Annotated in this window: 9 protein-coding genes and 1 riboswitch; of the genes, 6 read left to right on the top strand and 3 right to left on the bottom strand. The window is 71.1% G+C overall.

The window, feature by feature from the left end; all coding sequences use genetic code 11:
- Positions 1-17: 17 nt before the first annotated feature.
- Positions 18-953, bottom strand: coding sequence for a sulfotransferase family protein (locus tag ACIA1L_RS14675; RefSeq protein WP_396073192.1), 936 nt, complete (start codon positions 951-953; stop codon positions 18-20).
- 715 nt (positions 954-1,668) lie between these two features.
- Here ACIA1L_RS14675 and ACIA1L_RS14670 point away from each other — a divergent pair.
- The 6 genes from ACIA1L_RS14670 to ACIA1L_RS14645 all read left to right on the top strand — a co-directional run bounded on the left by ACIA1L_RS14670 (position 1,669) and on the right by ACIA1L_RS14645 (position 9,893).
- The gene (locus ACIA1L_RS14670) at positions 1,669-2,658 is read left to right on the top strand and encodes a glycosyltransferase family 2 protein (RefSeq protein ID WP_396073191.1); all 990 of its coding nucleotides are present in this window, start codon (positions 1,669-1,671) and stop codon (positions 2,656-2,658) included.
- A 75-nt stretch (positions 2,659-2,733) separates the two neighbouring features.
- Positions 2,734-3,699: a glycosyltransferase gene (locus ACIA1L_RS14665; RefSeq protein WP_396073190.1), complete on the top strand. Its 966-nt coding sequence runs from the start codon at positions 2,734-2,736 to the stop codon at positions 3,697-3,699.
- Positions 3,696-5,087, top strand: a complete 1,392-nt coding sequence (locus tag ACIA1L_RS14660; protein WP_396073189.1) for a glycosyltransferase — start codon at positions 3,696-3,698, stop codon at positions 5,085-5,087. The genes ACIA1L_RS14665 and ACIA1L_RS14660 overlap by 4 nt, the downstream gene beginning before the upstream one ends.
- A 246-nt stretch (positions 5,088-5,333) precedes the next feature.
- Positions 5,334-7,949, top strand: coding sequence for a hypothetical protein (locus tag ACIA1L_RS14655; protein WP_396073188.1), 2,616 nt, complete (start codon positions 5,334-5,336; stop codon positions 7,947-7,949).
- The gene (locus ACIA1L_RS14650) at positions 7,946-8,851 is read left to right on the top strand and encodes a hypothetical protein (RefSeq protein ID WP_396073187.1); all 906 of its coding nucleotides are present in this window, start codon (positions 7,946-7,948) and stop codon (positions 8,849-8,851) included. The genes ACIA1L_RS14655 and ACIA1L_RS14650 overlap by 4 nt, the downstream gene beginning before the upstream one ends.
- 60 nt (positions 8,852-8,911) lie before the next feature.
- A riboswitch (ZMP/ZTP riboswitch) is annotated at positions 8,912-8,993 on the top strand.
- Between the two features lie 15 nt (positions 8,994-9,008).
- Complete coding sequence (locus tag ACIA1L_RS14645) at positions 9,009-9,893, top strand: bifunctional 5,10-methylenetetrahydrofolate dehydrogenase/5,10-methenyltetrahydrofolate cyclohydrolase (protein ID WP_396073186.1); 885 nt, start codon at positions 9,009-9,011, stop codon at positions 9,891-9,893.
- Positions 9,894-9,930: 37 nt separating this feature from the next.
- Here the strand turns inward: ACIA1L_RS14645 and ACIA1L_RS14640 are convergent, their stop codons facing one another.
- Together ACIA1L_RS14640 and ACIA1L_RS14635 are read right to left on the bottom strand one after the other, a co-directional pair.
- Entirely contained in the window at positions 9,931-11,037 is a 1,107-nt protein-coding gene (locus ACIA1L_RS14640; protein WP_396073185.1) for a glycoside hydrolase family 26 protein, read from the bottom strand.
- Positions 11,034-11,846, bottom strand: coding sequence for a polysaccharide deacetylase family protein (locus ACIA1L_RS14635; RefSeq protein WP_396073184.1), 813 nt, complete (start codon positions 11,844-11,846; stop codon positions 11,034-11,036). Before ACIA1L_RS14635 ends, ACIA1L_RS14640 begins: the two co-directional genes overlap by 4 nt.
- Positions 11,847-12,125: the final 279 nt, after the last annotated feature.

The raw sequence follows: 12,125 nt of genomic DNA, 5'->3' as shown, positions 1-12,125 counted from the left end.
TATCGGCGGGATAGGGATTAGGACGCGCGGGCGTGTCGGTCCACCGACAACCAGTCGTCGTAGCTCTCCCCGGTCACGTCCTGCAGCAACGCGATGTCGTCGGCGAAGTGCGGCAGCAGCGCCGCCCGCTCGGCCGGGGTGGTGACCGGCCGGGCGCCTCGTTTGCGGTGCAGCAGCGTCAGCAGCGGCCCGCGGGCGGCCAGCCGCAACGGGCGCGGGAACCGGTGCCCGACGTTTCCGCCAGCGCGCAGCAAACCGCGCAGCACACCGTTGACCGCGTTGTCCTCGACCACGTGCCGGTTGACGTTCTCCTTCGGGATCGCCTGCAGCACACCGGTGCTGACGCCGAGGAACTCGCACACCCGGTCGAGGGTCGCCGCCGGGGCGTCCTTCAGCTCGCGGTAGCGCAGCAGGAGGACCTGCTCCCGCGGGAACACCTTGAAGAGGTGCTGGATCTGGCGCCCGTACAGGCCGAGGCCGAGGTAGTGCCAGAAGTCGGCCCAGCCTGCGGCCTTGCGCTGCTCCTCGGCGCGGCAGGCAGTCAGGAAGTCGGCCTCCGGTTCGAGCCCGGCGTTCCACAGGTGCGTCCAGTTGGAGTGCGCCCGGTCGACGGGGTCACGCAGCAGCACGACGAGCCGAACGTCCGGTAGCAGCGCCCGGATCCGGTCGTGGGTGGCGTTGTCGTACAGATAGAAGGGCGTGGCCTCACCCAGCAGAGCGGCCGGCGGTGCGGGATCGAACAGCGCCTCGTATTCGGCGCGGCGCCACACGTGTTCCTGGTAGGTCTGCACGTCACCCGGGCCGCCGGTGGTGGGCGGCCGCCCGTCGGTGAGGAAGAACTTGGGTTCCTTGACCGCAGACAGGTAAAGCTCGGGGTGCCTGACCAGAGCCGCGTGCAGTGCGGTCGTGCCGGCTTTGGGGACGCCGGCGATCAGGAAGTCCGGGAGCGGCATGAGTCCTCCTCGCGGGGAGCGGTGAGGGTTAGCCTACCGAACCAGTAGGTCTTGTGGGTATCGCCGACTACGCCCCGCGTCGCCACCAGGCCCGGCGCCGGTAACGCGGGCAAACCTCCGGGCCGCAGAGCGCGCACTCACTGCCCCGGCGGTGGTGCTCATGGGCCTTGCGCTCATGCCCACAGACACAGAGCGCCGCCGCGGCCCGCGCCGACTCACCCATCGTGCCGATGACCTGCGAAGACGGCGATCAGCCCCGAGTTCTTCATGCCGCTCAGCCTAGACATCGATCGCCACAGACGCCGGTCGACATCGGAACAACCGTCTCGCAACCGTTGCCTCACTGGCCGTAATGTCACGCGCCGTGACGAGACTCACCGTGGGCAAGTCGGACATATTTTTTTCGCGAGTTTTCAGACGATTTCTTTAGATAAGAAATCAATGGCCCCTTCGCCGACTTTCCGCCCGCCAGCGCCTCGCTGACCGTTACGCACCGTGACTGTTGTGACAGCGTTGAACCCCTGTGATCCATGTGCATAGTGCCTGCTCATCCGTATGGTTGGGGTTCACCGCACGGATGTCGTCACCCTGACTCTTTGGTCAGTTGACGCTACGTAGTGTGCCGCTAGATTAGTCGGCAGAAGCGAATCCCCTCGGTTTCTGCCCCCGGAAACCACCGCTCTCCCGCACCTGCCGCGCCCCGAAGGGACCCGACATGCCGCACTCCCCCGCCCCCGGCAACACTCCGAGTAACGATCAGAAGTCACCCACGGTGAGCGTCGTCATCCCGGCGATGAACGAAGAGCGCAATCTGCCGCACGTCTTCGCCAAGCTCCCCGAGGGCATCGACGAGGTGATCGTGGTCGACGGCGGTTCGGTGGACCGGACGATCGAGGTCGCTCGCGAGCTGCGCCCGGACGTGGTGATCGTGCAGCAGACGCGTACCGGCAAGGGCAACGCGCTGGCCTGCGGCTTCGCGGCCTGCACCAGCGACATCATCGTGATGATCGACGCCGACGGCTCGACCGACCCGGCCGAGATCCCGCTCTTCGTGGACCAGCTGGTCAACGGCGCCGACTTCGTCAAGGGCTCGCGGTTCGCCAAGGGCGGCCACAGCCACGACATCACCAAGCTGCGCAAGCTCGGCAACGACGGGCTCAACCTCGTGGTGAACGTGCTGTTCGGCACCCGATTCACCGACCTCTGCTACGGCTACAACGCCTTCTGGCGCAGCGTCGTGCCGGTGCTCGACCTGCCGGAGACCTCGCTGCCGCGCAAGGCCGACGGCACGAAGCACTGGGGCGACGGGTTCGAGATCGAGACGATGATCAACATCCGGGCCGCGGTCGACGGCATGACCGTCGGCGAGGTCGGCAGCATCGAGCACCGCCGGATCCACGGCGAGACCAACCTCAACACCTTCCGGGACGGCTTTCGGGTGCTGCGGACCATCTTCAGCGAGTACGGCCGGATGCGCCGCGGCGGTCGCACCATCCGCCGTACCCCCGCGCGGCAGGCCACGACCGCGGCGCCGATGCAGCCCCGCCCGGCCGCCCCGCTGCGCAACAAGGTCGTCAACCGGGCCCCCGCCGCCACCGCCGACGCCCGCCAGCACGTTGCACACCTCAACCGCGGCCTGCGCCGCGACGAGGCCGGTAGCCGCGACTCCCGCACGCTGCAGGCCCGCACCCACCGCGAGGACTGACCGGCCCGCGGGTTCCCCTCCCCACCCCGCCCGCCGATCCCCCCGCTGAACATCCCCGCCCGAGGAGCACCACCCGTGGAACCCACCCCCCGTCCCGCCGTCAGCATCGTGATCCCGACCCACACCGAGGAACGCTGGGCCTCGCTCGTCCGCACTGTCGCGGCCGTGAAGTCCCAGCGGTACACACCGGCCGAGATCGTCGTCGTCGTCGACCACAACCCGGCGCTCTACCGCCGGGCCCGCCGCGACCTGGCCGGCGTGACCGTCCTGGAGAACCTCTACAGCCAGGGCGTCTCCGGCAACCGCAACACCGGCGCGTTCCACACGTCCACGTCGCTGATCGCGTTCGTCGACGACGACGTGATCATGGACACCGACTGGCTCGGCCACCTGGTCGCCCCGTTCGCGGCGGCTCAGGTGATCGGCGCCGGCGGCGGCATCACCCCGGCCTGGGAGGGCCCCGAGCCGCGCTGGATGCCCGAGGAGTTCCTCTGGGCGGTCGGCGGCTCGTACGCCGGGCTGCCCACCGCCACCAGCCGGGTGCGCAACGTCTGGTCGGCGGGCATGGTCGTCCGGCGCGATGCTTTCCTCGCGGTCGGCGGCTTCCGGACCGGCTTCGGCAAGCTCGGCAGCCAGAACCGGCCCGAGGACACCGAGCTGTGCCTGCGGATGAGCAGCGTCAACGGCGGCCACTGGATGTACGTCCCGGACGCGGTGATCCGCCACGAGGTGCCCGCCGAGCGGTCCACCTTCGGCTGGTTCGTGCGCCGCTGCTACGCCGAGGGTCGGGGCAAGGTCGCGATGGCCGGCCTGCTCGACGGCTCGGAAAGCCTCGGCTCGGAGCGCGACTACCTGCGCTCGCTGCCGAAGGCCGTGTTCCGCAACCTGTTCGCCGCCCTGCGCGGCCGGGGCCTGCGGCACGCCCTGAAGGCCGGCGGTGTGCTCGCCGGTGTCGCCGCCGCCGGTTGGGGCGGCGTCGTGGAGACCGTGACCGCCCGGCGTACGCCGGCTCTGACCGAGACCGTGGGAGCGACGCGATGACCACCGACCTGAACGGTACGGGCGTGAACGGCGCCGCCTGGCAGCCCCCGCTGCGCGCCGACGAGCTCATCACCGCCCCCGACTTCGAGCCCAGCGGCGCGGAACTGCCCGCCGTCGTCCTCGATGTCGACCTCGCCGACCCGCTGCCCACGGTCGCGGCGGTCGGCCCCGACGGGCGCCGGACCCGGCAGGCGTGGGTGCTGGTACGCCTGTTCACCGAGCCGCTCGGCACCGTGCTGACCGACGTACCCGACAACGGGTTGTCGCCCGCGGACCTGGCCGGCGCGATCGAAGCCGAGCTGGGCCCGGCGCTGGCGCCGCGGCTGCGCGAGCTGGGCCTGATCGGTCTGCCGGTGGACGGCATCACGCCCGCGGAGGAGCCGGCCTTCCTGGCCCGCCGCCGCGAGGTGCTGGCCGACGCCCCGCCGATCACCGTGGTGATCTGCACCCGGGAGCGGCCCGGCGCGCTGGCCCGCTGCCTGGACAGCCTGCTCACCCAGAACTACCCGGACTTCAAGGTGCTGGTCGTGGACAACGCGCCGGTCACCGACGCGACCGCCGAGGTGGTCCGCTCGGCGGCCCGCCGCGGTCCCGTCAGCTACCTGAAGGAGCCGAAGGCCGGCCTGTCCTTCGCCCGCAACGCCGCCGTCGCCGCCTCGCCGGGCGAGATCATGGCGTGGATCGATGACGACGAGTACGCCGACCCGAACTGGCTGGCCGAGGTCGCCCGGGCGCTGGCCGACCACCCCGAGGCCGACGTGGTCTCCGGCGTGATCGTCCCGGCCGAGCTTGAGACGCAGGCGCAGCTGTGGTTCGAGCAGTTCGGCGGGCACAGCAAGGGCCGCGGTTTCAAGCCGGACGTGTTCAGCCCGGCTACGGCGCACATCCAGAGCCCGCTGTACCCGCTGCCGCCGTTCGGCACGGGCGCGAACATGACGTTCCGAGCCGGCGTCGTCGAGCGGATCGGCGGCTGGGACAACGCGCTGGGCGCGGGCACCCCGGCTATGGGCTCGGAGGACACCCTCGCCTTCACCCAGGTGCTGGTCGGCGGCGGCACGATCGTCTACCAGCCCACCGCGGTCACCCACCACTACCACCGGCGGGACCTCGAGGGGCTGCACAAGCAGATGGTCGGGTACGGCGCCGGATTGACCGCCGCGTACACGAGCCTGCTGATGAAGCGTCCCGGCCTGCTGTGGCCGCTGCTGAAGCTGGTGCCGGGCGCGCTGCGGGACCTGACCAGCAAGGACAGCCTGCGGGTGTCGACGCTGCGCGAGGACTTCCCGCGCGACCTGCTGACCGCCAACCGGCGGGGCATGCTGGCGGGCCCGCGCGCCTACTTGAAGGGACGCCGGGCGGCCAGGGCCAAGGCCCGGAGCAGCCGCTGATCGTGGTGACTCCGCGGTTCTCCGGACAGTCGCCCGCGCACCGGGCATTCTCGTACATATGTGGCGAATGGCGGCTGTCCGGCGCGCCGCACGCCCATGCGGCGGGGCGGCGGTGTGGTGACCCCGCCCGACCCGACACCCCAGGAGCCGGGGCGGACCACCCCCTCCGCTCAGCAGCATTCCGAAGCCCCGAGCGACGAGCAGCGTTCGGACGGGGCGCCCGACCACGCCGGGGAGGCCGAAACCATGGCTGACCGACGCGCGGCCGAGCCGGCGAAGGCCAAGGACGACGACAACCAGCCGCGGCCCGCCGCCCGGGTGCGCCCCAGCGCGCCCGGTGGCACGGACGGCCCGGCGGCCGCCGACATCCAGACCACCTCGGGTGTCCCAGGCAAGCCGATCCCGGCGGAAGCAGCGACCACCGAGGCCGTCGACCCCGACCAGACCATGCTCATCAAGCTGCCGGCGAAGACGCCGCCGCCGGCGAAAGCACCGCCCGCGGCGGCGGACCCGGACGAGACCATGATCATCCGGGTACGGCCGAGCAGCCCCGCCGACAAGCGCCCCACCGACGCCGACGACACGGTCGCACTCCCGGTGGCGCCGCCGAAGAAGAAGCCGGCAACGCCAGCGCCCGCCGGCGACACCATCGCCATCCCGCTGCCGCCGAAGAAGAAGCCGGCGACACCGGCCCCGGCGGACGACACCATCGCGCTGCCCGTCTCGAAACCGGCTGCGCCGACATCCACGCCGGCGCCTGCGGTCAACCGGAAGCCGCCGGCACCCGCCAAGCCCGCGAGCAACCCGAAGCCGGTCGCCGCCAAGCCGGCCACCACCAAGCCCGCCACCACCCAGGCGCCGGCGGGTCTGCCGCGAGCCGCCGACGACACCATCGTGCTGCGCATCCCCACCGATCAGGCCGCGAGCGCCGTTACGGCGATCATTCCGGTGACGCCGGCCGGCAAGGACCGCAAGAAGCGAAAGTTCGGGACGGCCGATCCGGGACGCGCCCCGAAGCCCGCCCGGCCCCGCCGAGCGCCACTCGACCTCGGACATGCCCCGGCCGTGCTGACCATTTCCGCGCTGGGCGTGCTGATGGTCGCGCTCGCCTACGCCGGTGGTCGGCTCAGCACCAGCAACGCGCAGTTCGCGTACTGGGTGGGGCAGGTTGTCGTCTTCACGCCGGTCGTCGTGCGGCTGCTCAGCCGCCGGATGGCCGGTGCCGCGGAGTCTTTCCTGCTGGTCATGGGGCTGGCCCTGCACCAGTACCTGCTGAAGTGGATGTACAGCCCGGACCAGTTCCGCTTCCCGGACGAATTGCAGCACTGGCTCGCGACAAACGTCATCGTCGAGTCCGGCCGGCTGTTCCAGCCCAACCCGGCGCTGCCGCCCGCGGTCCACTTCCCCGGGTTGGCCGAGCTGGGCGCGGCCATCACGTCGATGACCGGACTCCCGGTCACCGCGGCCGGCGTCGTCGTCGCCGGCATCGCGCACCTGGTCTTCGTCGCGGTGCTGTTCGCCGTGGTGCTGCGGGCGAGCAACTCACCCGCCGTCGCCGGGGTCGCCTGTGCCACGTACGCGACCGCTCTGCACTATCTGTTCTTCAACTCGATGTTCCTCTACCAGACCGCCGCGCTGCCGTTCTTCATGCTGGCGATCTGGGCGACCCGCCGGTGGCGCGAGGAGGGTGGCCGCACCTTCCTCGCCGTGGCCGTGGGCTCCGCCGCGCTGACCACGGTCAGCCACCACATCACCGCGTTTGCACTGGTGCTCACGCTGCTTCTGCTCGCCACGGCCGAGCTGATCGTGCAGCGGCCGCGGCGCTGGAGCGCGCTCATCACTCCGGCGGTGGCCGCACTCGTGGTAGCCGTGTGGATGCTCACCGTGGCACGTGACGTGCTCGGTTACCTGGAGGCACCGATCGACCAGGTCGGGCAGACGATCTCGAACCTGCTCAGCGGCCGCAAGGAAGCCTCCTCCACCACGGCCGCGGTCAGCATCGGGCAGCTTGTCGTGCAGGGCACCGGACTGCTCGGGTTGGGCGTGCTCTACGTGGCCCTGGTGCGGGACATGTTCCACCGACACGACCGGGACTACTGGCGCTGGGCGGCCGTGGTCGGCGGCGCCATCTTCTTCGCCGGCAACGGTGTGCGCTTCCTCGGCCAGAACGGCCCGGAAATCGCCGGGCGACTCTCCACCTTCACCTACGTGCCGATCTCCATCCTGGCGGCGATCGCCCTGGTCCGGGGCGTGCAACTCATCCCGGCACGGGACGCCGAGGGACTCCGCTGGCGGGCTGCCGCACCGGCGATCGATGTGGTCGCCCCGAGCAGCTGGAACCTCTACAGCCGCGTGGCGGCCGGCTCCGCGCTGATCACCCTGCTGATGATCGGCGCCCGAGCGGGTGGCTGGCCGCCGTTGCAGTCCATCCTGCCAGGGCCGTACCTGGCCGGCGGGTTCGAACGCTCGGTCGACGCGTACGGGGTGGACGCCGCGGACTGGCAGCGCCGGTCGCTCGGCCCCGGCAACCGGGTCGGGGGCGACGTGACCTCGGTGTCGCTGGCGTCGACGTACGGCCGTCAGGACCCGGTTCGTGAGGTCGGGCCGCTGTATTACGCCACCGAGTGGGGGCTGGCCCAGGAGCAGTTCGCCGGCAGTCTGTCGTTGCAGTACCTCGTGGTGGACAAGCGCCTGTCGGAGCAGTTGCCGGAGGGCGAGGCGTACTTCGAGAACGACCCGAACGCGGGCTCGATCACCCAACCGCTCAGCACCACGCAGATCACCAAGTTCGATTCACTGCCCGAGGTCGACCGGCTCTACGACAACGGCGTGGTCCGTGTCTATCGCTTGGGGGGCCGATGAACCCGCTGCTGAACCGCGTCGTCGCCGGCCTGGCCGTGGTGTCCGCCGCCAGCGTGCTCGCCGGCCCACGCGCTCTGACCGTCGCGGGCGGCATGGTGCTGGGCTTCGCGCTGCCCGGCATGGCGCTGACCGGCGCGATCTTCGCCCGCCGCAGGCTCAGCCCGGTCGAGCGCATCCTGCTCGCCCCGGCACTCAGCCTCGCCGTCCTGATCGTCGCCGGGCTGATCATCAACATGATCGGCGTACGTCTGGACCGGGTGGCGTGGACCGTCGCCACCGCCGGCGTCACCCTGCTCGCGGCGCTCGCCGTCGAGCTGCGGTGGAGTCGGACCAGCGAGGTGACACCGCAGGAGGACGGGGCGCAGGAGTCGCAGCCCGACGAGGTGGCTGCCGCGCCGCTGCGTGTCTCCGCGCAAGAGGCCGTCGCGGTGGCCGAGGGACACACGATCGTCATGTCGGTGGCGCCGGTCAAGGACGAGGAGGAAGTAGCCGCGGAGGAGAAGTCCCAGCGCTACCGCCTGGTCAAGCAGCTGCTGCCGCTGGCCCTCGTCCTCGTCGTCCTCGGCGGCGCAAGCTGGCTCTCCTTCGCCACCTCCCGCAACCTGTACGACACGCCGGTAACCGCGTTGACCGCCGAGCCGTCGGGACCGGTCGACGCCGAAGGAGACCGGGTCGTCACCGTAGCGGCGTCCGGGCTGCTGCGGACGGATGGGCCGTACACGCTGACCGTGGCCCGGACCGGTGGCGGTGGCACGCCGACCCGCCGGAACATCCCGGTGTCGGACGACGGGACCTGGTCGGAGCGCTTGACCATGCCCGGCGACCAGCGGATGACCGTCAGCCTGTTCCGTGCCGGCGACCTCACGCCCTACCGCACCCTCTTCATCAGTGCCGTGAGCTGAGGCGCTGCACACTGCGGGGTGACACCCTGCCGGCCCGTTCGCGGGGGCACGGCATACTTGTCCGCGTCACGCGACTGGCGGCAACGAGGATGGACCACCATCGGGGAGCTCGTCGTGGGTGCCGTCCGCCTGGGTACCCGCGGTCTGGGAGACGCGCATGTCCGAAACCCCGCAGACGTCGGCGCACGAGGCCCGGTCCCTGCCCGGCAAGCCCGTCGCAGACGCGGTCCTGGCCGACGTCGCCCGCCGGGTGGCAAAGCTGCGCGAGGGCGGCGTCCAGCCTTCGCTAGCCACCATCCTGGTCGGCGATGACGACGCCAGCGCCGGCTACATCCGCATCAAGCAGCGCCAGGCCGGCGAGTTGGGCTTCGTGTCGCCGCACGAGCACCTGAGCGCCGACGCCACCCAGGACGACCTGCACCGGGTGATCGACAAGCTGAACGCCGACCCGGCCGTGCACGGCCTACTCATCCAGTACCCGCCGCCGGCGCACATCGATTACGACACCGCGCTGATGACCGTCGACCCCGACAAGGACGTCGACGGCATGCACCCGCTCAACCTCGGTCGACTGTCCGTGGGCCTGCCCGGGCCGCGGCCCTGCACCCCGGCCGGCATCGAGGCTCTGCTCGCCCACTACGAGATTCCGGTGGCCGGACGCGAGGTGGTCATCCTGGGCCGCGGCGCCACGATCGGCCGCCCGCTCGCCATGCTGCTGTCGCAGAAGCGGCCGACCGCGAACGCCGCCGTGACCGTGGTCCACACCGGAGTGCCGGACTGGGAGCGCTACACCCGCCGCGCGGACATTCTGATCGCGGCTGCGGGCGTACCCGGCATCATCCAGCCGGACCACGTCCGGCCGGGAGCGACCGTCATCGGCGCGGGGGTCCGCTATGAAGGCCGCCGGCTGCTGCCCGACGTGGCGGAAGAGGTCGCGTCGGTGGCGGGTGCGCTCACCCCGCGCGTCGGCGGCGTCGGTCCGACCACCGTGGCGATGCTGTTCCGCAACGCTGTCGAGGCCGCCGAGAAGGCGAGCCGGTAACGCTGGTGGTGCCGGTGGCCCGGATCCGGGCCACCGGTCAGCCGCTGAAGCGCGCGCTCGCCGCCATCGCCCGGTACGCCGCCAGCGAAGCGGCATCGGTGTCGATCCGCCACTTCTCCGCGTAGTCCGGGTGGGTGTCGGTGTCGAACCAGGTCACCGCGCCGACGGCCGGATGCGCCTCGACCCACTTGCCGAAGAGCGTGATCCAGTCGGCCTTGGTCCGGCCGCCGCGGTCCACCGAGCCCACCTCGGAGATCATGATGGGCTTGCGGGCCGCATACGATCGGTAGACCGGCCCGAACAGCGTGTCGGGCGACTCCTTGCGCAGGTTGTAGCCGGACACACCGACCCAGTCCACGTACTTGTCGCCGGGGTACAGGGCAGCGTAGGTGTTCCAGTCGGCGACCGGCGAGGAGTTCCAGTTGGGGCTCCACACCCAGGCCACATTGGTGACGCCCTCGTCGGCGAAGATGCCGTGCAGGCGCCGCCAGGACTGGACATAGCCAGCCGGGTCTTTGCCGTTCTTGGCGGGCGACCAGGCGTACCAGTCGCCGTTCATCTCCCAGCCCCAGCGCAGCAGCAACGGCCGGCCGACGCTTTTGAGCCGGCGGGCGGCCCGTTTGATGATCTCGTCTCCGGCACCGGAGGTGATGTCGGTGAACTTGGTGCCCCGCCAGGAGACCATCGGGAACGCCCCGGACGGCAGGTCGGGGAAGGACGCGGGCAGCTGGTCGGCCCAGCCGTAGAAGACATGCTCGATCCGCTCCTCGCGGCCGAGCTGCTCGCGGCGCAGCTGCCGGGCCTGCGCCGGGGTCTTGCCGGACAGGCCCAGATAGGCCCCGAGCATGGCCTGACCCGGGCGGAACGGCACCACACCACCGCCCTCGGTCACCACCTTCGGTGGGGCACTGGCCGACGGCGGTGTGCTGGGCGGGCGTCCGGGTGAGTTGGTGGCCTCGGCCGCGGTGTCGTCCGAGCGGAACTGCAGCACACCGATGGTCGCGGCGGGCACGGCCGCGAGGGCGGCAAGCCCGAGCACGTGCCGTCGGGACAGCTTGAGCCCCGGTGCGCGGTGTCCAGGGTTCACCGAGGTGGCCGGACCCGACTCGGTGGCCCGGCGCGGGGCACGGTGGGCCGGGCTCATGTCAGGTTCTTCCCGGCAGCACGCGCTGCCCGACGGACCACCCGCCAGCCGGGCTGGGCGAGTTGCTTGAGCTTGGGCACCAGCGGCGAACCGCCCCCGGCGACCAGGGCCACGAGATCGGCACCGGTCATGTCCGGGGTGGGCTGCAACCGCGGTACGGCAAACCGTCGTTCGCCCGGCGTGTGCAGCCGCCGGCCGACCTCGGTGGCGTTGTCGTGGCCCGCGGCCAGCACCGCCGCCCGGACCTTGGCACCGTTGTAGCCGTGCGGGTAGGCGAAGCTGCGCACCCGGCGCCCGAGGTGCTGTTCGAGCTCGTCCTTGCTGCGGGACGTTTCCTCGCGGAGGACGGTGGCGGGCAGGACGTCGAGCGGGTGGTGGATCAGGCTGTGGTTGCCGATCTCGATGCCGGCGTCGGCGACCTCGGCCAGTTCTTTCCAGGTCAACAGCTTGCCGAAGTCGGGCGACCAGCGACCCAGCCAGTTGGCGTACTCGCCGAGGTGGCCGACCGAGGCGTAGAGCGTGGCGCCCGCGCCGGCCTCGGCCAGCACCGGTACGGCTTCGGTGAGAAAGTCGCGATAGCCGTCGTCGAAGGTCACGGCCAGCAGCCGGTCGGTGCAGCCCTGCTCCAGCAGGTCGAGCGCATCGGTGAGGCCGACGAGCCGATATCCCGCGGCCGTGAGCGCGGCGAGCTGTTCGGCCAGTCGGCGTGGCGGCACGGCCAGGTCACGCATCGGACCGGCAACCGCGGACACGGAGTGGTACATCAGCGCCGGCATGGTGTCCCACGCCGACGGCGCCGCAGCGGTCACCGCATGTCCTCCCGGTCCTCGAAGTCATGACCATTATCGGTCGCAGCACCAGCGAGCTTCGAGTTCGTCGCGCTCTTCCGCACCACAAGCTACGGGGCAGTTTCCCCAGCGTCCACCAAGGTTGCGGAGCCGCCCGGAAGTATCTGTCTCGGTCATCCGCACCGTCCTGTTCCGACCCGCACGAGCCGTTCGTCGGATCTGGGTGGGCCCGCGGGCCTCTGCCGAAAGTCATAGGCCTTGATCCGGCTGGAGAGGGAAGCGCACACACCCACGGTGACG

This window comes from Actinoplanes sp. NPDC051859 (assembly GCF_044452725.1).
Taxonomy (GTDB): Bacteria; Actinomycetota; Actinomycetes; order Mycobacteriales; family Micromonosporaceae; genus Actinoplanes.
The sequence above is the reverse complement of the archived record's forward strand: the minus strand, read 5'-3'. Positions and strand labels throughout refer to the sequence as shown.

What these genes read in the sequence shown, in the direction of transcription:
- ACIA1L_RS14655 (WP_396073188.1), top strand. Translation starts at nt 5,334, where the DNA reads ATGGCTGACCGACGCGCGGCCGAGCCGGCGAAGGCCAAGGACGACGAC.
- ACIA1L_RS14675 (WP_396073192.1), bottom strand. Translation starts at nt 953, where the DNA reads ATGCCGCTCCCGGACTTCCTGATCGCCGGCGTCCCCAAAGCCGGCACG.
- ACIA1L_RS14670 (WP_396073191.1), top strand. Translation starts at nt 1,669, where the DNA reads ATGCCGCACTCCCCCGCCCCCGGCAACACTCCGAGTAACGATCAGAAG.
- ACIA1L_RS14650 (WP_396073187.1), top strand. Translation starts at nt 7,946, where the DNA reads ATGAACCCGCTGCTGAACCGCGTCGTCGCCGGCCTGGCCGTGGTGTCC.
- ACIA1L_RS14640 (WP_396073185.1), bottom strand. Translation starts at nt 11,037, where the DNA reads ATGAGCCCGGCCCACCGTGCCCCGCGCCGGGCCACCGAGTCGGGTCCG.
- ACIA1L_RS14645 (WP_396073186.1), top strand. Translation starts at nt 9,009, where the DNA reads ATGTCCGAAACCCCGCAGACGTCGGCGCACGAGGCCCGGTCCCTGCCC.
- ACIA1L_RS14660 (WP_396073189.1), top strand. Translation starts at nt 3,696, where the DNA reads ATGACCACCGACCTGAACGGTACGGGCGTGAACGGCGCCGCCTGGCAG.